This window comes from Actinosynnema mirum DSM 43827 (assembly GCF_000023245.1).
GTDB lineage: Bacteria > Actinomycetota > Actinomycetes > Mycobacteriales > Pseudonocardiaceae > Actinosynnema > Actinosynnema mirum.
The window spans coordinates 3,264,669-3,287,322 of sequence record NC_013093.1 but is presented as its reverse complement, the minus strand read 5'-3'; the positions used below and the strand labels follow the sequence as shown (position 1 = coordinate 3,287,322).

General features: G+C 73.6%; 18 protein-coding genes. 13 read left to right on the top strand and 5 right to left on the bottom strand.

Translation table 11 applies throughout. The features are described from left to right. The 11 genes from AMIR_RS14270 (at position 1) to AMIR_RS14220 (ending at position 12,612) form a co-directional block, all read left to right on the top strand. Positions 1–1,098, top strand: a complete 1,098-nt coding sequence (locus AMIR_RS14270) for an ABC transporter ATP-binding protein (protein ID WP_015801671.1) — start codon at positions 1–3, stop codon at positions 1,096–1,098. Then, entirely contained in the window at positions 1,095–1,934 is an 840-nt protein-coding gene (locus AMIR_RS14265; protein WP_015801670.1) for an ABC transporter permease, read from the top strand. Before AMIR_RS14270 ends, AMIR_RS14265 begins: the two co-directional genes overlap by 4 nt. Further along, positions 1,931–2,752, top strand: a complete 822-nt coding sequence (locus tag AMIR_RS14260) for an ABC transporter permease (RefSeq protein ID WP_015801669.1) — start codon at positions 1,931–1,933, stop codon at positions 2,750–2,752. The genes AMIR_RS14265 and AMIR_RS14260 overlap by 4 nt, the downstream gene beginning before the upstream one ends. Further along, positions 2,749–4,821, top strand: coding sequence for a hydantoinase/oxoprolinase family protein (locus AMIR_RS14255; protein ID WP_015801668.1), 2,073 nt, complete (start codon positions 2,749–2,751; stop codon positions 4,819–4,821). The genes AMIR_RS14260 and AMIR_RS14255 overlap by 4 nt, the downstream gene beginning before the upstream one ends. Then, the gene (locus AMIR_RS14250) at positions 4,814–6,700 is read left to right on the top strand and encodes a hydantoinase B/oxoprolinase family protein (protein WP_015801667.1); all 1,887 of its coding nucleotides are present in this window, start codon (positions 4,814–4,816) and stop codon (positions 6,698–6,700) included. The genes AMIR_RS14255 and AMIR_RS14250 overlap by 8 nt, the downstream gene beginning before the upstream one ends. Beyond that, positions 6,697–7,617: an LLM class flavin-dependent oxidoreductase gene (locus AMIR_RS14245; protein ID WP_015801666.1), complete on the top strand. Its 921-nt coding sequence runs from the start codon at positions 6,697–6,699 to the stop codon at positions 7,615–7,617. Before AMIR_RS14250 ends, AMIR_RS14245 begins: the two co-directional genes overlap by 4 nt. Beyond that, positions 7,614–9,131 carry a M20 metallopeptidase family protein gene (locus tag AMIR_RS14240; protein WP_015801665.1) on the top strand — a complete coding sequence of 506 codons (1,518 nt, stop codon included), beginning with the start codon at positions 7,614–7,616 and terminating at the stop codon, positions 9,129–9,131. The genes AMIR_RS14245 and AMIR_RS14240 overlap by 4 nt, the downstream gene beginning before the upstream one ends. Beyond that, the gene (locus AMIR_RS14235; protein WP_015801664.1) at positions 9,128–10,852 is read left to right on the top strand and encodes a thiamine pyrophosphate-binding protein; all 1,725 of its coding nucleotides are present in this window, start codon (positions 9,128–9,130) and stop codon (positions 10,850–10,852) included. The genes AMIR_RS14240 and AMIR_RS14235 overlap by 4 nt, the downstream gene beginning before the upstream one ends. Positions 10,853–10,865: 13 nt before the next feature. After that, positions 10,866–11,519, top strand: coding sequence for a GntR family transcriptional regulator (locus AMIR_RS14230; protein WP_015801663.1), 654 nt, complete (start codon positions 10,866–10,868; stop codon positions 11,517–11,519). Between the two features lie 215 nt (positions 11,520–11,734). Next, a complete protein-coding gene (locus AMIR_RS14225; protein WP_015801662.1) occupies positions 11,735–12,130 on the top strand; it encodes a hypothetical protein in 396 nt (131 codons plus the stop codon). 101 nt (positions 12,131–12,231) lie between these two features. Continuing rightward, positions 12,232–12,612 carry a RidA family protein gene (locus tag AMIR_RS14220; protein WP_015801661.1) on the top strand — a complete coding sequence of 127 codons (381 nt, stop codon included), beginning with the start codon at positions 12,232–12,234 and terminating at the stop codon, positions 12,610–12,612. On the opposite strand, the gene AMIR_RS35670 is transcribed toward AMIR_RS14220, so the two are convergent. Together AMIR_RS35670 and AMIR_RS14210 are read right to left on the bottom strand one after the other, a co-directional pair. After that, positions 12,564–14,042 carry a helix-turn-helix transcriptional regulator gene (locus tag AMIR_RS35670; RefSeq protein ID WP_015801660.1) on the bottom strand — a complete coding sequence of 493 codons (1,479 nt, stop codon included), beginning with the start codon at positions 14,040–14,042 and terminating at the stop codon, positions 12,564–12,566. The two genes, AMIR_RS14220 and AMIR_RS35670, sit on opposite strands and share 49 nt — an antisense overlap. Before the next feature lie 214 nt (positions 14,043–14,256). Continuing rightward, positions 14,257–14,634: a MerR family transcriptional regulator gene (locus AMIR_RS14210; protein WP_015801659.1), complete on the bottom strand. Its 378-nt coding sequence runs from the start codon at positions 14,632–14,634 to the stop codon at positions 14,257–14,259. 149 nt (positions 14,635–14,783) lie between these two features. Here AMIR_RS14210 and AMIR_RS14205 point away from each other — a divergent pair, with 149 nt between their 5' ends. After that, entirely contained in the window at positions 14,784–15,119 is a 336-nt protein-coding gene (locus AMIR_RS14205) for an EthD domain-containing protein (protein WP_015801658.1), read from the top strand. A gap of 113 nt (positions 15,120–15,232) precedes the next feature. Next, positions 15,233–16,786, top strand: coding sequence for an alpha/beta hydrolase (locus AMIR_RS14200; protein WP_015801657.1), 1,554 nt, complete (start codon positions 15,233–15,235; stop codon positions 16,784–16,786). 51 nt (positions 16,787–16,837) lie between these two features. Here the strand turns inward: AMIR_RS14200 and AMIR_RS14195 are convergent, their stop codons facing one another. The 3 genes from AMIR_RS14195 to AMIR_RS14185 are packed head-to-tail and all read right to left on the bottom strand — an operon-like array spanning position 16,838 to position 22,621. Next, positions 16,838–19,678 carry a discoidin domain-containing protein gene (locus tag AMIR_RS14195; RefSeq protein WP_015801656.1) on the bottom strand — a complete coding sequence of 947 codons (2,841 nt, stop codon included), beginning with the start codon at positions 19,676–19,678 and terminating at the stop codon, positions 16,838–16,840. Beyond that, positions 19,675–20,721 carry a glycoside hydrolase family 43 protein gene (locus tag AMIR_RS14190; RefSeq protein ID WP_015801655.1) on the bottom strand — a complete coding sequence of 349 codons (1,047 nt, stop codon included), beginning with the start codon at positions 20,719–20,721 and terminating at the stop codon, positions 19,675–19,677. Before AMIR_RS14190 ends, AMIR_RS14195 begins: the two co-directional genes overlap by 4 nt. Positions 20,722–20,776: 55 nt before the next feature. Next, positions 20,777–22,621 (bottom strand): glycoside hydrolase family 127 protein, encoded by a 1,845-nt coding sequence (locus AMIR_RS14185; RefSeq protein ID WP_015801654.1) that lies wholly within the window; start codon positions 22,619–22,621, stop codon positions 20,777–20,779. Between the last annotated feature and the right edge of the window lie 33 nt (positions 22,622–22,654).

The window sequence follows — 22,654 nt, the reverse complement described above, 5'->3', positions numbered from 1 at the left end:
ATGACGGGCGTCCCCATGGCAGCAACCCCGCAGTCCACGACCGCCAGCTCCGTCGAGATCACCGACGTCACCCGCCGCTTCGACGGCACGACCGTGCTGGACCGGGTGTCGCTGACGATCCCGGCGGGCACCTTCCACTGCCTGCTCGGCCCGTCCGGCTGCGGCAAGACGACGCTGCTGCGGATCGTCGCCGGGCTCGACGTCCCGGACGGCGGCCGGGTCGTCATCGGCGGCGTCGACCACACCCGCGCGCCCGCGCACCGCAGGCCCACCAACCTGGTGTTCCAGAGCGGCGCGCTGTTCCCGCACCTGAGCGTGGCCGAGAACGTCGCGTTCGGGCTGCGCTCGGGCCCGGACCGGTTGCGGGACAAGGCCGAGGTCCGCAGGCGGGTGGGCGACATCCTGGACCTGGTGGCGATGGCCGAGTTCGCGGGCCGCTCCCCCGCCACGCTCTCCGGCGGGCAGCGGCAGCGGGTCGCGATCGCCCGCTCGCTCGTGCTCAAGCCGGACGTGCTGCTGCTCGACGAGCCGCTGAGCGCGCTGGACCTGGCGCTGCAGCTGCGGATGCGGCGCGAGCTGCGCCGGTGGCAGCAGGAGACCGGCACGACGTTCGTGTGCGTGACGCACAACCAGGCCGAGGCGATGGAGATCGCCGACGAGATCGCGGTCATGAACCGGGGCGTGGTGGAGCAGAGCGGCGGCGCCCGCGAGCTGTACGCGGCGCCGCGCAGCCGGTTCGTGGCCGGGTTCATCGGCGAGAACAACGTGTTCGACACCGACGGCTCGACCGCCCCCGAGGTGGACGGGCTGCGGTTCGCGGGCGTGGACGCGACCGGGTTCGACGCGCTGGCGGTGCGGCCCGAGTCGCTGCGGCTGGTCGAGCCCGACTCGCCGGACGCGCGCGGCACCGGGCACGTGAGCACCACCGGGTTCACCGGGCGCAGCCTGCGGGTCACCGTCGTCACGGGCACCGGCCGGGAGCTGCTGGTCGAGCTGCCGCCGGGCGAGAGCTCGGCGCGGCCCGGCGAGCTGGTCGGCGTGGGCTTCGCGGCGGGCGACGTGCTGCGGCTGCGCGACGAGCAGGGCGCGGCCGGGTGAGCGCGCCCCGGCGGCGGCTGGCCGCGCTCCTGCTCGCGCCCGGCACCGCGTTCCTGGTGCTGGCGTTCTGCTCGATCGTCGCGCTCCTGGTGTCCTACAGCACCCGCACCGAGCAGACCAGCACCCTGTTCGCCCCGTTCGACCTGGGCACGTGGCAGGTCGCGCTGTCGGACGGCTACCTGTGGTCGGTGGTCGGGGTGACGATGCGGCTGGGCCTGACCGTGTCGCTGCTGACCGTGCTGATCGCCTACCCGCTGGCCTGGTGCGTGCACACGATGCGCCGCCCGTGGCAGGCGGCGGCGGTGCTGTTCGTGGTGTTCTCGCCGATCCTGGTGAGCGTGGTGGTGCGCAGCTACGGCTGGGCGATGCTGCTGCGGCCGGGCGGGGTGTTCGGCGACGCGTTCGACGGCTGGCTCTACCACGAGCCGGGCGTGATCGTGGCGCTGGTGCACGTGGAGCTGCCGTTCGCGCTGTTCGCGATCCTGGCGTCGGTGCGGTCGGTGCCGGCCGACCTCGCGCCCGCCGCCGCGGACCTGGGTGCGGGACCGGTGCGGCGCTTCACGAGGATCCTGCTGCCGCTGACGCTCCCCGGCGTGCTGAGCGGCGCGCAGCTGGTGTTCGCGCTGACCATCAGCGCGTTCGCCACGCCCGCGCTGCTGGGCGGCGGCCGGGTCACCGTGCTGGCTCAGACGATCTACCAGAACATCCAGCAGCTGGCCTGGCCGCTCGCGGCGGTGCAGGCGGTGGTGCTGCTGGCGCTGACCCTGGTGGTGCTGACCGCGTTCACGCTGCTGACCCGGCTCGCGTCCGGCCGGTCGAGGGCGGTGGCGTCATGAGGCCGATCTCCTTGCTGCGCGGGGCTTTCACGCTCGCGTGCGTGGTGTTCGTGCTGCTGCCGCTGCTGGTCGTGGTGGTGGCCTCGGTCAGCACCGACCACGTGCTGACCGGCCTGCCGTCCGGGTTCACGCTGGAGTGGGTGCGCACCGCGCTGGCCTACGAGCCGTTCCGGATCGGCGTGCAGTACTCCTTGCAGGTGGCCGCGATCGCCACCGCGCTCTCGCTGCTGCTGGGCGTCCCGGCGGCCTACGCCATCGCCCGGCTGGACGTGCCGGGCGCGGGCCTGCTGCGCACGGTGTTCGTCGCGCCGCTGAGCCTGCCGCGCGTGGTGACCGGGTTCAGCTTCTTCGTGCTCTACGCCTCGCTGCTGCCCGCCGCGTACGGCACGGTCGGCGGGGTCGCGTTCGCGCACACGTTGCTGCTGCTGCCTTTTGTGGTGTCGCTGGTGGGCGCGGGGCTCGCGGGGCTGGACCCGGCGCTGGAGGAGGCGGCCCGCGACCTGGGCGCCTCGCCGGTGGCCACGTTCTTCCGGGTCACCCTGCCGCAGATCCGCACCTCGCTGGTGATCTCGGCGGTGTTCGCGTTCCTCACCTCGTTCGACGAGGTCGACACCTCGGTGTTCCTGATGCCCGCGGACGTCACCACCCTGCCGGTCGCGATCTTCCTGCGGCTGGAGCAGAACCAGGACCCGACGACGTCGGCGGTGTCCAGCCTGATGATCGTCGCCTCGCTGGCGGTCGCGGCGCTGGCGGCGCTCGGCGTGCGGGGATCGGGCTTGGCAGGCAGCAAGGACTCCTCCGGGGAAGGACGGTCATGACCACCGAGCCCACCCGCCGCTACCGCCTCGGCGTCGACGTCGGCGGCACGTTCACCGACGTCGTCCTCGCCGACTCGGCCACCGGCGAGCTGATCACCGACAAGGTGCCCTCCGACGCGGCGCGGCCCGCGCGGGCCGTCGTGGCGGGCGTGCTCGGCGTGCTGGAGCGCGCAGGCGTCTCGCCCGCGCAGGTCGAGCACTTCTCGCACGGCCAGACGTTCGCGCTCAACACCGTGCTCCAGCGCTCCGGCGCGCGGGTCGGCCTGCTGGTCACCGCCGGGTTCCCGGACCTGCTGGCGATCGGGCGGCTGCGCCTGGACGACCCGATCGACATGTTCGCCGAACCCGCGAGGCCGCTGGTGGACCAGCGCGACGTGCGGGAGATCCGGCAGCGGCACCGCGCGGACGGCGCCGTCGAGCGCGAGCTGGACCCGGCGGAAGTCGTTGCGGCGGTACGGGATCTGGTCGCGGACGGCGTGGAGGCGGTCGCGGTCGCCTTCCTGCACTCGCACAAGCACCCCGAGCACGAGCAGCGTGCGGCTGCGGCGATCGCCGAGGCGTTCCCGGACCTGCCGGTGGCCTGCTCGGCGGCGCTGTGGCCGGAGGAGAAGGAGTTCGAGCGCGCCACCGTGGCGGTGCTGGCCGCGCACGTCGGGCGCGCGCTCGGCGGCTACCTGGCGCACCTGTCGACGGCGCTGCGCGAGGCCGGTCTGGTGTGCCCGCTGCACATCACCCGCTCCAACGGCGGGGTCGCCTCGATCGACCACGAGCCGGACCAGGTGCTGCGGGCGGCCGTGGAGACCCTGCTGTCGGGTCCGGCGAGCGGGGTGGCCGGGGTGGTGCGGCTGGCCGCCGACACCGGGCTGCGCGACGTGGTCACCATGGACATGGGCGGCACGAGCGTGGACTGCGCGGTGGTGCGCGGGGAGATCCCGTACTCCACCGAGAGCGTCATCGGCGAGTTCCCGCTGATCATCCCGTCGGTCGAGGTGTCCTCGATCGGCGCGGGCGGCGGGTCGGTGGTGCGGGTGGACCGGGCCGGGGTGCTCAAGGTCGGGCCGCGCAGCGCGGGCGCCCGTCCGGGACCGGCCTGCTACGGGCGCGGTGGCGCCGAGCCCACGCTCACCGACGCGTACGTGCTGTGCGGCTACCTGGACCCGGCGGACTTCGCGGCGGGCGCGCTGACCATCGACGTGGGCGCGGCGCGCGCGGCCATGGCCCCGGTCGCGGAAGCGCTCGGGCTGGGCGTGGAGCAGGCCGCCGAGGCCGCGGTCTCCGTCGCGACAGCGATGATGCACGCCCAACTGGTGCCGCTGTGCGCGCAGCACGGGGTGGACCCGTCCGCGCTGACCATGGTCGCCTACGGCGGCGCGGGACCGGTGCAGGCGGCGCTGCTGGCGCGGGCGCTCAACGTCGCCGAGGTCGTCGTCCCGGCCTCCCCCGGCACGCTGTGCGCGTACGGCGCGCTGGCCACCGACATGCGCGTGGACCTGGTCGCGCCGATCGGGGGCGCCACCGACGACGCCGAGCTGCGGAACACCTGGGACGGCCTGGAGGCCCGCGCGCTGGCCTGGTACGGCGAGCAGGACCACGGGCTGCACCAGGACGTCCGGGTCACGCGCTGGGCGGACGTGCAGCTGGTGGGCCAGTCGTTCACGCTCCCCGTGTCGCTGCCCGAGGACGCCGAGCCCGGTGTTCCCGCGCTGCGCGAGGGTTTCGCCGAGGCCTACCGGCGCGCCTACGCGGTCGACCCCGGTCCCGGCGAGCTGGACGTGCGCAGCGTGCGCGTGGTGCTGGCCGCCGCCGCCGAGCTGCCGCGCGCCCCGTGGCGGGCCAGCGGGGACGCGGAGTCGTTGCCGCACACCGTGATCGAGGACGGCGTGGCCGTGCCCGCGCTCGTGCACCGCAGGAACTCGTTGGCAGCCGGGGCCGAACTCGTCGGTCCCGCGGTGGTGTCCGCGCCGGACACCACGATCTTCGTGCCGTCCGGGTGCCGCGCCGTCGTCGACGGGCTGGGCAACCTGCGGATCGCCGTCACCCCCGCCGAGAGGAAGGCCGCCCGTGCGTAGCTCGCCCGTCGTGCTGGAGATCCTGGCGCACCGCTTCTCGGCGATCGTGGAGGAGATGGCGGAGAACATCCGCCGCACCAGCTTCAGCGTCTTCGTCAAGCAGACCGCGGACTTCGGCACCTGCCTGGTCACCCCGGACGGCGAGGTGTTCGCCGCGCCCCGGCGCATCTCCGGCAACCTGATGATCGGCATCCCGGCGCGCGCGGCGCTGGAATCCCTCGCCCCGTACCAACCCGGCGACGTCGGGCTCAGCAACGACCCCGACCGCACCGGCGGGCTCGTCACGCACCTGCCCGACCTGTGGACGTGGGCCCCGCTGCACGTGGACGGCGAGGTCGTCGCGTACGCGGTGAGCTTCGTGCACTCCTCCGACATCGGCGGCACGGTCCCCGGCTCGATCGACTGGGGCCACACCGACCTGCACCAGGAGGGGCTGCTGATCCCGCCGGTGCGGCTGGTGGAGGGCGGGCGGCGCAACCAGGCCGTGTTCGACCTCGTGGCGCGCAACACCCGCGTGCCGGAGCAGAACCTGGGCGACCTGGACGCGCAGGTCGCCGGGCTGCGGACGGCGCAGCGGCGGCTGGACGAGGTCGCGGGCTCGTTCGGCGTGGCGGCGGTGCGGGACGCGATCGCGGACCTGCTCGACACCGCCGAGCAGCGCGCCGGGGACATGATCGAGGAGCTGGCGGACGGGACCTACGCGTTCACCGACTACGTCGAGGGCGTGGAGGGCGAGCGCGGCACGGTGGTGCCGCCGACCCGGCTGAACCTGGAGCTGACCGTGTCCGGGCGCGGGGCGCACCTGTCGTTCGAGGGCACCTCGCCGCAGGTGCTGGAGGCGGTGAACCTGCACACCGGCGGCGAACCGGGCCACTACATGCTCGCCTTCGCGCTGGTGAACTGGTTCTACTCGCGCGACAAGGGCGTGCCCTACAACTCGGGGCTGGTGCGGCCGTTGACCGCCGCGCTGCCGCCGGGGTCGGTGGTGAACCCGTGGCCCGGCGCGCCGTGCGGGGTCAGGGCGGCGGTGTTCTTCCGGATCATGGACTGCGTCGTGGGCTGCCTGGCTCAGGCGCGGCCCGAGGCGGCGTCGGCGACCGGGGCGGGCGGGGTCGCGATCGCGGCGATCTCGCACGTGGACGAGGCGACCGGCAGGCGGCGGGTGTCCGTGGGGCAGCCGCTGACCGGCGGGTCCGGCGGGCGGCCGGGGCAGCCGGGGTTGCACGGCACCAGCTACATGGGCGGGTGGCTGCGGAACGTGCCGAACGAGGTGCTGGAGGCGGACGTCCCGGTGCTGGTGGAGGAGTACCGGTACCGGCGGGCTTCCGGTGGCGCGGGGCGGTTCCCCGGTGGCGACGGGCTCGTGGTGCAGATGCGGTCGCTGCGCGACGACGTGACGTTCGCGGTGCGCGGGCTGGAGCGGTTGGTGCACCAGCCCTGGGGCGTGGGCGGCGGGCAGCCGGGCGCGCGGGGGCGGGCGGTGCTCAACCCCGGCGCCGAGGACGAGCGGGACCTGGGGCGGGTCGGGACGATCACGTTGCGGCGCGGGGACGTGCTGCGCGTCGAGACGCCCGGCGGCGGCGGGCTCGGGTCGGTGGACGCCGATCCGGTCGAGAGCGGAAGCGCCGCGGTGCAAGCGCTTCGCGCGCAGTTCGCGTTCGGCGAGGCCCGCGAGGCGTACGAGGCCCGCTGGCCGCAGGAGTCGCAGCGGCGGCTGGTGGACGTGGTGCTCGGGCAGGTCGCGCCCGCCTCGCAGCCCGCGACCTACCGCGCGCTGTACCTGGAGGCCGACCGCCGGGCCGGGGCGTCCGGGTCGGTGACCGCGCAAGTGCTGGACGACGTGCTCGCCGAGGCGGGCCTGGGAGGTGGGGTGGCGTGAGCGCGCTGCGGTTCGGGTTGATGACCTACGAGGCGGCGCCGATCGGCGAGCTCGTGGCGCGCTGGCGCGGGTTCGAGGCCGACGGCTGGGACGCGCTGTGGGCGGGTGACCACCTGTGGAGCGCGCTCGACGCGGACGGCGCCCCCACCAGGCCCCGGTTCGACCCGTGGGTGCTGGCCGCGTGCGTCGCGACCGCCACCGAGCGGGTGGAGGTCGGCACGCTGGTCAGCGCGATCGGGATGCGCAACCCGACCGTGCTCGCCAAGCAGGCGATCACCCTGGACCACGTGTCGGGCGGCCGGTTCACCACCGGGCTCGGCGCGGGCGGCAACCCCAAGGACGAGGCGGCGGCGGGCATCGCGCCGCTGGCGCCCGACGAGCGGGCCGCGCGGTTCGACGAGTACGCGGCCGTGGTGCGGGCGGTGCTCGACGGCGGCTCGTACGACCTCGTCGGCGAGCACCACAGCGCCAAGGGCGTGTCCGCTCCCCCGCCGGTCGCAGGGCGTCCGCCGCTGCTGATCGCGGCGCACCTGCGGTCGACGATCGCGGTCGCGGCGCGGCACGCGGACGTGTGGCACACCTACGGGTCGCTGTTCAGCCAGCTCGCGCGCGGGCAGCAGCTCACCGCCGACGAGAGCCTCGCGGTGACGGCGCGGCGGGCTCGGGCGCTGGACGAGGAGTGCGAGCGGGTCGGGCGCGATCCGGGGACCGTGCGGCGCGGGTTCATGCTGGGGTTCACGCAGGACAAGCCGTGGATTTCGGTTCAGGCGTTCCGGGACGCCATCGGCCGGTACGCGGAGGTGGGCATCACCGAGTTCGCGTTCCCGTTCCCGCTGCAGGGGCCGCACGACCTGGACGTGTTCCACGAGGTGGTCGCGGACGTGCTGCCCGCGCTGCGGGCCGGGGAGCGGCCGTGAGCGTCGAACCCGTTGCCGTGGAAGGCTTCTCGGGCTCGTTGACCGCCGGGGTCGCGCTGGAGGACGGGGCGGACGTCCTGCTGGACGAGCTGGTCGCGCTGCGGCGCGAGCTGCACGCCGTGCCGGAGGTCGGGCTGGACCTGCCCGTCACCACCGGGATCGTGCTGGGCGCGCTGGAGGGTCTCGACCTGGAGGTCACCACCGGGACCGGGTCGAGCTGGGTCGCGGCCGTGCTGCGCGGGGCGCACCCCGGTCCGGTGGTGGCGCTGCGCGCGGACACCGACGCGCTGCCGATCACCGAGGACACCGGGCTGGGGTTCGCCTCCGCCAACGGGTCGATGCACGCGTGCGGGCACGACCTGCACACCGCCGCGCTGGTCGGGGCGGCACGGTTGCTGCACGCCGGGCGGGAGTCGTTGCACGGCAGCGTTCTGCTGCTGTTCCAGCCCGGCGAGGAGGGGCACGGCGGGGCGCGGGCGATGCTCGCCGAGGGCGCGCTGGAGGTCGCCGGGCCGGTGTCGGCGGCGTACGCGCTGCACGTGATCGCGGACCTGCCGCACGGCGTGGTCCTGACCAGGCCGGGGCCGATCATGGCCGCGTACACCGTGCTGGAGGTGACCGTCACCGGGCGCGGCGGGCACGGCGGGCGCCCGCACGAGGGGCTGGACTCGATCCCGGTGGCCGCGCAGGTCGTGTCGGCGCTGCACACGCACGTGGACCGGGCGTTCGACGCGTTCGACCCGGTGGTGCTGACCGTCGGCGAGTTCCACGCGGGCAGCGCGCCGAACGTGGTCGCCGAGCGGGCGGTGCTGCGGGCCGGGGTGCGCACGTTCTCCGAGGCCACGACCGCGCGCGTCGCGCTGGAGCTGCCGCGCGTGGCCGAGCGGGTCGCGGCGGCGTTCGGGGCGACGGCGGAGGTGGTCGTGCGCGAGGTCATGGCGCCGACCGTCAACGACCCCGCGTCGGCCCGGGTGCTGGCCGCGACGGCGACCGCGCTGTTCGGGCCGGGGCGGTACGCCGAGCTGGCGAACCCGCGCACCGGGTCGGAGGACTTCTCCGAGGTGCTGCGGCGGGTTCCGGGCGCGTACGGGTACCTGGGGGCGGCGGCGCCGGGCGCGGTCGGCCCGGACCGCAAGCCCGCGGGCAACCACTCGCCGCGGGCGTTCTTCGACGACTCGCTGCTGGGGGACGCGGCGCGGTTGCTCGCCGGGCTGGCCAGGCACCACCTGGCGCCCGGAGGGACGGCGGCCGGGAGCGCAGCCGGTCGCCCGGTGTCCGACACATCCGCAGACCCGGCCCACGCGCCCGATGCGGCCACGTGGCCCGCCCATGCGCTCGACGACCCGCCCGACGCAGCAGTCCGACCCGTGACCAGCGCGGTAGAGCCCGGTGACGCGCCCGATGCCGCAGACCGCCCCGTGACCGGCGCGGTGCTCGAAGCGCCCGACGCCGTCCCGGCCGCCCCCGCCCCGCAGCACCCCGCGCCCGACCGCTCCCCCGGAGGACAGCCGTGACGACCCCGCAGACCACTCCCCGCCGAGGCGCGGACGCGCTCGTGGAGACCCTGATCGCCCACGGGGTCACCACCCTGTTCGGCGTTCCCGGCGACACCGGCGTCGTGCTGTACGACGCGCTGTTCCACCGCACCGACGAGATCGAGCACGTCCTGGCCCGCGACGAGCGGCACGCGGCGGCGATGGCCGACGGGTACGCGCGGGTCACCAACCGGGTCGGCGTGGTCGAGGTGTCCAGCGGCGGCGGGACCACCTACGTGGTCGGCGGGCTCGGCGAGGCGTTCGCGTCCGGCATCCCGGTGCTGCTGATCACCTCCGACATCCACGCGTCCAGCCGGGGCACCGGGGCGCTGACCGAGATCGACCAGGTCGCGCTGTTCACCGCCGTCACCAAGTGGCGCACCGTCGTGGAGAGCGCGGACGAGGTGCCGGGCGCGGTCGCCGAGGCGCTGCGGGTCGCGGTGAGCGGGCGGCCCGCGCCGGTCGCGGTGATCGTGCCGGAGAACGTGCTGGAGGAGCTGACGTCCGCTCCGGTCCCGGTCACGACGGCGGTGGTCCCGGCGGGGCGTCCGCTCGCCGACGCGGGCGCGGTGGCCGAGGCGGTCCGGTTGCTGGCGGGCGCCGAGCGGCCGGTGGTGGTCGCCGGGGGCGGCGTGCACCTGTCCGGCGCGCACGCCGGGGTCGCCGAGCTGGCGGCGCGGCTCGGCGCGGGGGTGGCGGGCACGATCCACGGGCGTGGCGCGGTCGCCACCGACGACCCGTGGTGGCTGGGCCTGGTCGGCAACAACTCCGGGCAGCCGGGGACGAACGCGCACGTCGCGGCGGCGGACGTGGTGCTGCTGGTCGGCACGCGCGGCAACGCCACCGACACCAACTCGTGGACCGCCCCGGCGCGCACCGGTCAGGCCGTGGTGCAGATCGACGTCGACGCGGCGCGGGCCGGGCGGAACTTCCCCGGTTCCACGGCGCTCGTCGGCGACTGCCGCGCGGTGCTCGGTCAGCTCCTGGACGCGCTGGAGCCCACGCCCGAGGCGGTGCTGCGCGAGCGGGCCGAGGCCGTCGCGGAGGCGCGCGGGAACGCCACGCCGCGCACCGAGGGCGGTGAGCACGCGCCGGGCGTGCTGTACCCGAGGGCGGTCGTGGAGCTGCTGCACGAGCTGCTCGGCGAGGACGTCGTGGTCGTGGCCGACCCCGGCACGCCCACGCCGAACACCGCCGCGTTCTGGCCGCAGGCGCGGGCGGGCCGCAAGGTGGTCATCCCGCGCGGGCACGGGCCGATGGGCTACGCGATCCCGGCTGCGATCGGGGTCGCCAAGGCCCTGCCGGGCACGCGGGTGGTGAGCGTGACGGCGGACGGGAGCTTCGCGATGGCGTGCGGCGAGCTGGAGACGGCGGCCAGGTTCAGCCTACCCGTCCTGTTCGTCCAGTTCACGAACCACAGCATGGGCTGGATCAAGATGCTCCAGCACCTGTACACCGAGGGCCGCTACTTCGGCGTCGACCCCGGCCCGGTGGACGCGGCGCTGGTCGCGCGGGCGAACGGGGTCGAGGGCACGGCCGTGACGTCGCTGGAGGAGCTGCGGGCCGCCGTGGTCGACTTCGTGGAGGACCCACGACCGAGGTACCTCGACGTGGTGGTGCCGCACATGATCGACTACAGCCCGCCGGTGCCCGCCTGGGACCGGGGTCTGGCCGGGGACACCACCCGGCCGGTCTACTGACGCCGAGGTGACCATGACCGGACCCACGCCGACCCCTCGGCTGCCGCTGCGCTCGGAGGAGGTCTACCGGACGCTGCGCGAGGAGATCGACGACGGCCTGGTGACGCCCGGCGCGCCGCTGGTGGAGGACGAGATCGCGCAGCGGCTCGGCGTCTCGCGCACCCCGGTGCGCGAGAGCATCCAGCGGCTGGCCGCCGACGGGCTGGTGGTCTCGCGCAGGCGGCGGTGGGTGGTGCGCTCCTTCACGCCGGAGGAGGTCACCGACATCTACGAGGTGCGGGCGGCGCTGGAGTCGCACGCGGCGCGCCTGGCCGCGCTGCGGGCGACCCCGGAGCAGCTGGCGGCGATCGAGGCCCAGCGACCGCTGATGACCGGCGAGAGCCGGGAGGTGCTGGTGGAGCGCAGCCGGGCGAACGACGAGTTCCACGACCTGGTCACCGGGGCGTCGGGCAACGAGCGGCTGCTGCGCACCATCCGCGACCACCGGCTGTTCCACTTCAACCGGCGGTTGGCGGTGATGTACGAGGAGGAGCACCTGCGGACCTCGTCGCGGCAGCACGGGCAGCTGGTGGACGCGCTGGTGGCGCGGGACGCGGAGGCGGCGGCCGAGGTGGCGCGGGTGCACGTGGAGTACTCGCTGGGGATCGTGCTGGAGAAGCTGTTCTGACGGGTCGGGCCCGCGTGGAACCGGCGGGCCGGGGGTGTTGCGGCGGCGGCCGGTGATGCTGTGGACTGGGCCGCGGCGCGGTGGTCCGGTTGGCGCGTGCGGCGAGCGCCTGGGTGCTGCCGAGAAGTGGTTCCCGCACGCTTCGCGTGCGGGGGACGTGGAATACTCGCGGCCCGTCGTGCCGGAGGAAGCTGGTTGACCGTGGGTGGTGTGGTGTGAAGGTCGAGATCGTCGAAGTCGCCGACCCCGGCTCCGGGCAGGTGGTGTTCCGCCTCGCGGGGGCTCGGGACGCCGCGTCCGGCTACTGGTCGTCCGGCGAGGACGCGCAGGTGGGCGAGTGCGCGGTCGAGCTGGACGTGCCCGGCGAGGTGACCGCGTGGTCGGTCGTCGCGCCGCCGGAACCGCCGGAGTCGGCCGTGGTCGACGTGGACGGCGGGGTCGCGATCACCGCCGAGGTGCTGCCCCGCGAGGACGCCGACGGGGCGTTCGCCCTGCGCGTGGGCGTGGGCGTGGTGCTGGTGGAGCTGTCCGGCGACGTGTCGGCGGTCGCGCCGGGCACGTGGGTGTCGCTGTCGGTGCCGAAGGTCGTGCTGTACCCCTTCAGCGCCTGACGTCCCGGCGTCCGCCGGTCCGGCCACCGCTGGAGGACACCCCCGAGAACCACCGGACTGGGTACAGTGCGGAGGCGATCAACGACGGGGAGTGATCCATCATGCGTGAGCCACCCTCGGTCCGCAGGCACTCCGACCCGCTCGGGCGGTACGCGGAGAGCGTCGAGATCAGCGGCGCCTCGCGGGTGCTGTTCATCAGCGGGCAGGTCCCCACGGACGTCGACGGGACCGTGCCCGCCGGGTTCGCCGAGCAGTGCCGCAACGCCTGGCAGCGGGTGCTGGCCGTGCTGGAGCAGCACGACATGCGGCCCGAGCACCTGGCCAAGGTGACCACGTTCCTGCGCGACCGGGGCGACCGGGAGCTCAGCGGCGAGGTGCGCGGGCAGGTGCTCGGCGAGCACCTGCCCGCGCTGACCGTGGTCGTGGCCGAGCTCTACGAGCCGGACTGGTTGGTGGAGATCGAGGCCATCGCGCTGGCCTGACCCCGCGCCGCCTTGCCGACCAGGCCGAACTCGACCGCGACCGCGGCGGCCTCGCCCCTGGTGCCGACCCCGAGCTTCTCGAAGATCCGCACCAGGTGGAACTTGATCGTCGCGGGGCTGAGCTGGATCTCGCGGGCGATCTCCCGGTTGCGCAGGCCGCGCGCCACCCGGCTGAGCACGTCCAGCTCGCGTGCGCTCAGCCCGAAGTCCGGCACCTCCTCCGGCGCCGCCAGCGCGCGCCGCAGCGGCAGCACCAGGGTCGCGGTGGCGCCGAGCCGGTGGTCGACCTCGACCGAGATCGTGCCGCCGACCGGCGCGATCCTGGTCGCGAGCGCGCGCACCCCGGCGGGGTCGAACCCGCTGGTCGCGTTGTCGCGCACGCGCAGCACCAGCTCCTCGCCGACCTGCCAGCCCACGCGCAGCGAGGTGACCGCGTCCCGGTCCAGCGCGAGCAGCACGACCTCGGTGCTGACGGCGGCGGCGAGCCCGGCCAGCTCCAGCGGTACGTCACCGCCGTCACCCGGCTCGTCCACCTCCAGGCGCACCCCGGCCCGCCGCACCACCGGTTCCAGGTCCTTGACCAGCGCGGCGAACGCCTCGCCGACCGGTTCGCCGGACAACCCGCGCCGCACCTGCTCCTCGGCCCGCAGGTCGAGCAGCGCGCCCATCGCGAGGCCGGTCGCCTCGGAGCGGGCCTGCCGGTCGTCGTAGCGGGACGAGCGCAGCGCCACGAGCATGGCTTTGACCAGCGCGGACTGCCGCTGCACCAGCTCGGCGGCGACCTGCGCGCCCGCAGCGGCGGCGAGCTTGGCCGAGTAGGGCTCGTCGTCCGAGGCGCCTGGGGCGTTCGGAGTGCCCAGGACGTCTCGAGTCCCCAGGGCGTTCGGAGTCCCCAGGGCGTTCCGAGTGCCCAGGGTGTTCGGAGTACCCGAGGCGTTCGGAGTACCCAAGGCGTTCGGAATCTCCGTGGGCATGGGCATGGGCGCGGCGCGACCGGCGCGACGGGTGGCCGCGCGGTGAGTCGCGAGGAGCCGCCACAGCGCGCTGACGACCTGGAGGGCTGCGAGTTCCTCGTTCTCGTCCAAGACTACCTCCGGGTCGTGCACGAGCACGAGCACCGAGGCGGTCCCCCGTTTGGGTTCAGCTCGCAGCACGCTCACCCGGTACGGCCGCCCGCCCGCGGTGGTCCCGCCGCGCCACAGCGGTTCGGCGCTCGCGGACTCGAGGAGGTCGGCCAGCACGACGGGGGTGAACGCGGCCTTGGTCTCGGGATCGCCGACCACCCGGATGGGCGGGAGGGAGGCGCTCAGCTCGACCAGCGCCCGGTGCGGGACCAGCCCGGCTATCGCGGTCGAGCAGGCCTCCAGGTGCCGCCCCTCGGGGGCGTCCAGCAGGTCCACGGCTCTGAAGAACAGCTCGACCGGTTCCACAGCTCGGAATGTAGCGCCGGGTCGGAACCACCCGGAACCGGCACCGGGGCGGCAAGAGCGGGTGTTCCCGCAGTTCACAGCCGCGCGGATCGGAGTGAGGGCGGGAGCGCGGCCGTGGACCGGCGGTCCGGTCGGCGGGCGAGAAGAGTTACCCAGAACACATCCGGGACCGCCGCAGGGGCGGTCGCCGCCCCGAGGGCGGGCGGGGCCGCGCTCAGGTCCCCGGTCGCTCCAGGTCCGCCAGGTACGCGCGGTTGATCAGCACCAGCTCGTCCAGCGCGGACCGCGCCGCCACGAGCCCGTCGATGGCCGCCGTGAGCCGGGCGTGCTCGCGGGTCATCGTGGCCAGGGAGCGCCGGGCCACCCGCGCGCCGGGGTTGGCCGCCATGCAGGGGATCAGCTCGCCGATGGACCCGCTGGACAGGCCCGCCGCGAGGAACGCCCGGATCAGGCCGACCCGGTGGACGTGCTCCTCGTCGTAGTGGCGCTGGCCGCTGGACGAGCGCTCGCTGACCAGCAGCCCCTGCTCCTCGTAGTAGCGCAACGACCTGCGGCTGGCGCCGGTCCGCGCGGACAGCTCACCGATGCGCACCCGCCGACCTCCGCCACCGACCGCCGCTGTGGGCCGGGTCACCCCGGCTTGCCCTTCACACGCGTGTGAGCGCTTAGCGTAGCCGACGTCGGGAACGCCCCGGCACCGCGACCGGAAACCGTTGTCGCACAACACAAAGCGGAGGAACCGTGCTCAAGTTCGTCTACCTGGTCAACCGCGTCGAGGGCATGTCGGCGGAGGAGTTCGTCAGGTACCACCGGGAGCGGCACGCGCCGCTGTTCGCCTCGATCCCCGAGGCGCGCGAACTGGTCCGCAAGTACGCGATCTCGCACCCGGTCCCGGCCCCCGACCACCCGGCCCCGGCCTACGACTCGGTGACCGAGATCTGGTTCGACGACTGGGCCGACCACGACGCGTTCTTCACGTCGGAGAACTACCTGGAGCGGGTCCACCCCGACGAGGCCGTGTTCATCGACCTGGCCACGCTCGGGGTGGTGGTCACCGAGGAGCGGGTCGTCCTGTGAGCCGGATGCCGGGCTGAGCGCTCCCCCGCGCCACCGCCGGGACAGGGGTTGACCATGCCCTTGGGGCATGGTTTCCCCTGGTGGCACAACCACTTTCGGGAGTAGGGGGAAGTGTGCGAAAACGACTCGTGCTCGCGGTCGGCCTGGCCCTGGTGGCCGGGGCGACCCCCGCGGTCGCCGAGGACGCGCAGGGCGGCGTCCCCGCGCGCTACACCGCGCAGCGGCTGGACTGGCGCCTGTGCGCGCCGGAGGAGCTGACCACCCAGCCGCCGAACGGCTTGCAGGGCTTGGAGTGCGCGACGTTCCAGACGCCGCGCGACTGGGACCGGCCGCACGAGGGGCGTGACCTCACCATCGCGGTGAGCAGGCTGAAGGCCACGCACGGCGCCACCGCGTCGCTGCTGACCAACCCCGGCGGCCCCGGCGGGGACGGCAGGTACTTCCCGGCCGCGCCGAACTTCACCGAGCAGACCCGGTTGCGCGAGCACCAGGAGATCATCGGCGTCGACGTCCGGGGCACCGGCAAGAGCACCAACGTGACCTGCGACGGCGCGTGGAGCACGCTCGACGACCTGGACGCGCGCGACCGCAGCCCGGAGAACCTCAACCACACCTTGGACCTGGCCGAGCGGGCGGCGGACACCTGCCAGGCCGCGTACGGCGACCTCGGTCCGGTCATCAACACCCACCAGACGATCCACGACTACGACCTGCTGCGCGCGCTGCTCGGCCGCGAGCGGGTCAACTGGGTCGGCTACTCGGGCGGCACCTGGCTGGGCGCGCACTACGCCCAGCGGTTCCCGCAGCGCACCGGGCGGTTCGTGCTCGACTCGAACACCGAGTTCACCACCACCTGGCAGAAGTCGTTCGACTGGCAGGCCACGGGGTTCGAGCGCAGCTGGCGCGAGCACTTCCTGCCGTGGGCGGCGAAGCACGACGACGTCTACCACCTGGGCGCGGACGCCGAGTCGGTGCGGCGGGTCTACGAGGACGTGCGGGCCGCGCTGGTGCGCCGGCCGGTGGAGCTGCCCTCGCAGGAGGGCCCGTTCCGGGTCACCGCGCCCGTGCTCGACGGCGTGGTCACGCAGAGCCTGTACAGCAAGGTGCTCTTCGAGGGCCTGGCCACGTTCCTGGCCACGCTCAAGGGGATCACCGAGCAGGGCGTCGCGCCGCAGGAGGACGTCGCGGCGGCGGTGGCCGCGGCGGAGCTGGCGGCGGACGAGCCCGACGCGATGCGGGCCACGTTCTGGGCCACGCTGTGCGGCGAGGGCGAGTGGACCGGCGACCGCAGGACCGCTATCCGCGACTCGAACCGGGCGCACGAGCGCGGCCTGACGCTGGTCGGCAGCGGGTGGCCGCTGGTGCAGCTGTGCATGTTCTGGGACAGGGAGCCGCGCGCGCTGCCGAAGCTCGACGGGCGCGGGGTGCCGCCGGTGCTGATGCTGCACTCGGAGCTGGACGGCGCGACGCCGATCGAGGGGGCGCGACGCGCGCACGCGGCGTTCAAGGGCTCGCGGCTGATCACCGTCACCGGCGACGGCGACCACGGCCTGTACGGCATGGGGAACCCCGCGGTGGACGAGATCACCAACGCCTACCTGATCGACGGGGTCGTGCCCGCGGACCGGGAGGTGGCGGGGATGCCGCTGCCGGACCCGTCCGCGTGAGCTGACCGGGCGGGGAGGGGCGTGCCGGGGCGCGCCCCTCCCCCGTGTCCTCTAGCGCTGGTAGACCTTCACCTCCGTCAGCGCGGTCTTGAAGCCCGACGCGTGGGTGAAGCGCACGCGCAGGCGTTGGGTGTTGACGCTGCCGAACGTCGCCTTGTTGTAGTTGGCGCGCGGGGTCGACGGTGTGGCGCTCTGGTTCGGGACGGCCACCCAGGCGCTCCCGTTGTAGTACTCCACCGCGTAGGAGGCCGGGGCCCGGTAGCGGTTGGCGGCGCGGTCGTCGCGGAAGTGCAGGCGCACCTCGTTGACCGCCCTGGACTGGCCGAGGTTCAGCTCGTACCAGTCGCTCGCGTTCGGCGAGCCCGCCGTGCCCCACAGGGGTTCGTTGGTGGGCAGGCCGTCGATCGCGGCGGCGAGCGAGGTGCCGGACGCGGTGTGGGAGGCGGACGGGGTGGCGGACTGGGCCAGGTTCGGGGTGGTCGAGGTCAGGTCCACGCCCGCCTTGGCCAGCATGTCGACCATGCGCGCGCTGGTCTGCTGGACCTCCTGCGGGGCGCGGAAACCGCTGAACGGGGCGCTGTGGTTGGTGGTTCCGCCCGCGGGCAGGCTCACGCTCCCGGTGGCCGGGTCGTAGACCAGCCTGGTGAGGCGGTCGACCGTGGCGACCCTGGTGCCGTTGAGGAACACCGAGTAGCCCTGCGGGACGCCGTTGTAGCGGGTCACGCCGTCGGCCGGGTCGTCCCACACCACGCTCAGGTCCGCGCCGTGGTAGCGCAGGTTGTTGACCGCGAAGTGCGACCAGCCGATGTTGATCGGCCACAGCTCGACCTTGTTGTCCGAGCGCGGTCGCAGGCCCGCCACGTCCTCGACGACGGTCCAGTTGGAGCTGCCGAGGATGTTGTGGTGGATCCAGGACCGGTAGTCGATGGTCTTGGCGTTCGGGTTCCAGTTGGCCCAGAACTCGTTGGCGTCGGGCCACTGCGTGTTGCCGCCGGTGAACTGCGCCCAGGCGTTCCAGTAGAGCAGCTTCTTGTAGTCCTCGGCGCCCATCCACTGGTTCGGGTAGTTGCGCAGCACCGAGGAGTAGAGGCGGAACTGGACGGTGGAGTTGATGGTGGAGAAGTTGTTGCTGCCGGGGAACCCGGCCTGGGCCGCCGCCGCCTTGTCGCGCTGGTTCGCGGTGTAGAAGGGGAACACCGGGTACTCGGCCGGGTCGGCGAACAGCCGCAGCGCCTCGCGGTGGTCGGCGGTGTTGGGCACCAGGCCGACCGAGAACGGGTAGTAGTTGTTGATCTCCTTCCACGGCACGTGCGCGTTGGTCGCCACGTGCTTGTGCTCCAGCAGCTTGCGGCCGGGGTTCCACAGGGTCGACATGACGCCGTTGCGGACGCGGTCGGCCAGCGCCTGCATCTCGGTGGCCTTGGCGGTGTTGCCGAGCATCGCGTACGCCTGCTGGGCGGCCATCGCGCCGCTCCACACGTACGCGGTCTCGGCCCGGTCCATCCGGCCCTCGCGCCAGTGGAACGACACCGCGTCCGCGTCGTTGCCGGTCAGCGCGCCCCAGTCGTACTCGATGACGCCGTTGTTGTTGGTGTCGTAGAAGGAGAGCTGCCCCTTGGCGTCGCCCTCGGCGTAGCGGGCCAGGTTCCCGATGATCGCGGGCTGGCCGCCGTGCACCTGGTAGCTGCGCCAGGCGGCCTCGGAGATGTACTGGGTGTAGGAGTTCGACCAGTTCTCGGGGTCACCGGGGTTGTCCATGAACCGGGCGTTCTTGCCGGTCTGCCCGGCCGAGAGCCAGGGGCCGTAGGAGTACTCGGCGTTGCGCAGGTACTTCAGGTCGTCGATGTGCATCGGCTGGGTGAGCACGATGGCGTTGTTGTAGCCGGTGACGCCCTCGATGGACACCGGGAACTGGTAGTCCTGGCCGGGGATGTCGACGTCCAGGTGGTTGAAGCGCATCAGCCACCAGCGGTAGTAGACGCTCTTCTTGATGGCCGGGTCGGGGACGTCGATGTAGGGCACGTTGTCGGCCCACCACTTGTTGTAGGCGCGCACGTGCGTGCCGAACGCGGCGTCCGGGCTGTAGCCCCGGTAGGCGTTGTACTCGGTCAGCGACTCGGGGATCTCGTCGGTGACGAAGCCGAGCACGACCTTGGTGGTGACCGACTGGCCGGCGTTCAGCGTGATGTCGCGGGCCAGGGTCCCGGCCGCGGCGGTGAAGCCGTCGCCGGACAGGCGCGGGCGGATCGTGGTGAGGTTGTTCTTCACCTGCCGCGAACCGGTCAGCTCGGACCCGCTGACCGCGGTGGCGTAGGGGGAGCTGGCGCGCACGGCTGCCGTGGTGGTGGCGGAGCCGGTGTTGGTCAGGGTCAGGTTGGTGACCAGGACGTTGTTGTGGGTGATGAACTTGGTGACCTGGGCGCGCAGCGAACCGCCGGTGTAGACGCCCTTCCAGTGGCTGGGGGCCTGCCAGCGGGACGCGGGCTGCTCGGTCAGGGTGGCGCCGCCGACCGTGACGGCGTAGGCGTTCTGGCTGCTGATGTTGTCCCAGTAGGCGGCGGTGCCGCCGAAGCCGATCACCGCCGGGTTGTGGGTGTACAGGAACGCGCCACGTCCGCGCGTCATGAGCAGCGGACCGGTCGGGTCGTTGCCGGGGCGGGCGAGCAGGCGGTCCATCCAGAAGTCGGTGCCGCCGCTCTCCGCGTCGTAGATGGCCTTCATGGTGTCGCCGGTGCTGTAGCCCACGGGTGGGGCGGGCACGCCGGGACCGGTGAAGGTCGGGTAGCCGATGGTCTGCGCGGCGGACGCGGCGCCCATCGCGACCGGGGTCAGCAGGGACAGCAGCACGGCCGCCGTGGTCGCGGTGGCGCGCAGTCGGGGTCGCCTTCTCATCGGGTGCTCCCCTGCTGGATCTGGTTGTCCTGGAAGGGATCGCCGCCGGAGAGGACCTTGGCGAGGCTGTTGTTCGGGGGCGGGCCGGTGCTGGTCTGCACCACGCGCTGGATCGTGCCGTCGGCGTTGAAGTTCACCAGGTCCACGGCCACCGAGCGGCGGAAGTTGCCGCCGCCGGGCGCGTTCGCGTTGTGGTAGACGATGTACCACTGGTTCTTGAACTGGACGATGCCCGCGTGGTTCGTCGTCGAGGAGACCTGGCCCAGCAGCACGCCCCGGTGCGTCCACGGGCCGGTGGGGCTGGTCGCGGTGGCGTAGCGCTGGCAGGCGTAGCTGGAGGAGGTCACGCAGCCGTTGGTGTCGTTGGCGGCGTACACCATGTAGTACAGGTTGTTGCGCTTGAACATCCAGGGCGCTTCCCAGAAGTTCGCCAGCCCGACCGGGGTGGTGACGGGGCCGTCGAGCTCGATCATGTTGGACTTGAGCTTGGCCATCCTGGGCGCCCAGTAGCTGCCCCAGTACAGGTAGGCCTGGCCGTTGTCGTCGGTGAACACGGTCGGGTCGATGTTCAGGCCCGAGGAGTTCGGGGTGCTGTCGCTGACCAGCGGTCCGCCCTTGGCGTCGCGGAACGGGCCGAGCGGGCTGTCGCCGACCGCGACGCCGATGTCCATCCAGCCCGCGCCGCGGCCGTTGACCGAGGTGTACCAGTAGTACTTGCCGTTGCGCGGTTCCACCTCGCTGGCCCACGCGTCGGCGCCCGCCCACGGGAACGTGGCGATGGTCGCCTTGGCCCCGTGGTCGGTCCAGTTCGCGGCGTCGGTGGAGGAGAGCACCCGCCACTCGCGCATCAGGAAATTGCTGGAACCCGCGGGCGCCTCGTCGCGGCCCGCGTAGACGTACATGGTGTTGCCGACGACGAGCGGTGCGGGGTCGGCGGTGTAGTGGCCGGTGACGATCGGGTTCGCCGCGAGCGCGGGCGGGGCCAGGGCGGTGACGAGCGCCAGTGCGGCGCCGAGCCCGAGCACCCGGCTTCGGGTGCGCATGGTGTGCTCCTCTTCGTTGAGGTGGCGGGGTTTCGCGGGAGGGTGTCGCGGGAGGTCAGACGCGCCAGTAGACGGTGTAGCGCTGGCGGTGGGTGCGGTAGAACGGGAGGAGGGTGACCCGGCCGGTGGAGGCGGTGGCCGTGTACTCCAGCGGCGTGCCGGTGGGAGCGAGCGTGCCGGGCTGGAGGGTGGGCAGCGCGGTGAGGTTGGTGGTGCCGTAGCCGCCGGCGAGGACGATCGGGCCGTGCTTGACGACCTGCGCGGCCGGGTCGTCGGGGGCGCTCTCACGGGTCAGCGCCATCGGCAGGGTCAGCTCGACGGTGTCGCCGGAGGCCCAGGTGCGGTCGATCCTGGCGTAACCGCCGGGGGTCGCGGCGACGGGCGCGCCGTTGAGGCGCAGCCGCGCGCCGGTGGCCCAGGCGGGCACGCGCAGCCGCAGGTCGACGCGGCCGGAACCGGTGATCGTGAGCTTCGTGCTCGCGGTGTCCGGGAAGCCCGTGTCCTGGCGGACGGTGATGCCGCGCCCCGGCCAGGTCAGGGTGGACGGGATGAACAGGTTCACCCACAGCGTCTCGCCGCCGTGGAAGTAGATGCTGTCGCGGTGCTTGGTGTTGGTCTCCATCCCGGTGCCGTGGCAGCAGGTGAAGTCCTGGTAGTCGTTGCTGAACGTGCGCTGGCCGCCCGCGCGCAGCGGCACGTAGTAGCTGTGGTGGCCGTGCGCCGAGTCGGGGTTCTGCGCCCCGAGGAGGTGGTTGTAGAGGGCCTTCTCGTGGAAGTCGAACAGCTCGGGGCGGCCGGGCTCGGTGCGGAACAGCTGCCTGGTCAGCTTGAGCATGTTGTGCGTGTTGCAGCACTCGCAGGTGCTGTCGGACAGCTCGGAGGCGATCCGGCCGGGGTTCTTGAAGTACTCGCCGTTGGAGTTGCCGCCGATGGCGTAGGTGTGCGCGCCGACGACGAAGTTCCAGAAGTTGCGGGCGATGTCGCGGTAGCGGGTCTCGCCGGTGGCGTGGTACTCGCGGATCGCGCCCAGCGCCTTGGGGATCTGGGTGTTGGCGTGGAACCCGGACAGGGCGTCGCGGCCCGCGGCCAGCGGGTCGAAGACCTGGGCGTGGTCGAAGTAGCGGGCGGCGGTGAGGTGCAGCGGGTCGCCGGTGAGCTGGTAGAGGTTGGCCAGCACCTCGTTCATGCCGCCGAACTCGGTGCCCAGCATGGCCTGCCGCTGCGCCTGGGTGAGCCTGCCGTTGCGCCAGGCGACCCAGGCGGCCTTGCGGGTCAGCACGGTCAGCGCCTGCGCGCTGCCGGTGAGCTGGTGCGCGTCCAGCAGCCCGGCCAGGATCTTGTGCAGGGTGTAGTAGGGGGCCCAGACCTGCTGGCGGGCCTCGACCCGGTCGATGAAGCTCTCCGGGAACGCCGACAGGTAGCCGGTGTTGAACCCGGCCGCGGCGGCCCGGTCCTGGCAGGCGGCCAGACCTGCGACCAGGTAGTCGGACTTCGTCTTGAACGCGGTGTCGCCGGTGCTCGTGTGGGCCTGGGCCAGCGCGGAGAGCACGTGCCCGGTGGAGTGGCCGCGCAGCTCGGTGGTCGGGGACTCCCAGCCGCCGCACGGGGTCGCGCCGGAGGCGAGGCCGACGTTGCGGCGGAAGGTGTGCAGGAGCCGGTCGGGGTCGAGGAACTTCAGGTAGGCGTGGGTGCGGGACTCGTTGCGCTGGAACGGTCCGGCGAGCAGGGCGACGGCGGACAGCGGGAACGGGTCGGCCGAGACGCCGACGTCGGCGCGCGCGGCGGCGGTCCCCGGTGCGGCGTGGGCGGTTCCGGTCAGGCCGGGCGCGCCCGCGACGGCGGCGACGGCGGCGGTCGCGCGCAGGACCGCGCGCCGGGACGGTTGCTGGGGCAGGGACATCTCGCGTCACCTCTCGTGTGACGGGTGGTGCGG

Excerpts from the sequence above, each read along its gene's own strand:
- AMIR_RS14270 (WP_015801671.1), top strand. The coding sequence starts at position 1 with ATGACGGGCGTCCCCATGGCAGCAACCCCGCAGTCCACGACCGCCAGC.
- AMIR_RS14260 (WP_015801669.1), top strand. The coding sequence starts at position 1,931 with ATGAGGCCGATCTCCTTGCTGCGCGGGGCTTTCACGCTCGCGTGCGTG.
- AMIR_RS14255 (WP_015801668.1), top strand. The coding sequence starts at position 2,749 with ATGACCACCGAGCCCACCCGCCGCTACCGCCTCGGCGTCGACGTCGGC.
- AMIR_RS14230 (WP_015801663.1), top strand. The coding sequence starts at position 10,866 with ATGACCGGACCCACGCCGACCCCTCGGCTGCCGCTGCGCTCGGAGGAG.
- AMIR_RS14220 (WP_015801661.1), top strand. The coding sequence starts at position 12,232 with ATGCGTGAGCCACCCTCGGTCCGCAGGCACTCCGACCCGCTCGGGCGG.
- AMIR_RS14195 (WP_015801656.1), bottom strand. The coding sequence starts at position 19,678 with ATGAGAAGGCGACCCCGACTGCGCGCCACCGCGACCACGGCGGCCGTG.
- AMIR_RS14190 (WP_015801655.1), bottom strand. The coding sequence starts at position 20,721 with ATGCGCACCCGAAGCCGGGTGCTCGGGCTCGGCGCCGCACTGGCGCTC.
- AMIR_RS14185 (WP_015801654.1), bottom strand. The coding sequence starts at position 22,621 with ATGTCCCTGCCCCAGCAACCGTCCCGGCGCGCGGTCCTGCGCGCGACC.